General features: G+C 36.5%; 1 pseudogene. It reads left to right on the top strand.

What is annotated here, in order from left to right:
• A pseudogene (locus WFK35_RS23360) lies at positions 1 to 255 on the top strand (YihY/virulence factor BrkB family protein); the annotation flags it as partial.

The raw sequence follows: 255 nt of genomic DNA, 5'->3' as shown, positions 1-255 counted from the left end.
CAGTCTTTTTCCGTTTATTCTGTTCCTGCTTTCGGTTTTGCCGTATATGCCGCACTACGACAAACTTCAGTTTTACATTTTTGAAGTTCTGCTGCATAATGTTTTCCCGTCCAATATAGAAGGTGACATCCGAAATTATATAGAAACCAGTATTGTTCCCAACATGAAGGGAATCAGTAATTTAACCATTGTTTTTGCTTTGATTTTTGCAACGAATGGAACCTTTTCACTCATTAACGGATTTAACGAAAACAC

Origin of the sequence: Chryseobacterium sp. VD8 (genome assembly GCF_037149975.1) — a bacterium.
GTDB lineage: Bacteria > Bacteroidota > Bacteroidia > Flavobacteriales > Weeksellaceae > Chryseobacterium > Chryseobacterium indicum.
Note: the sequence above shows the minus strand (reverse complement) of the source record. Positions and strands in the feature narration are given on the sequence as shown.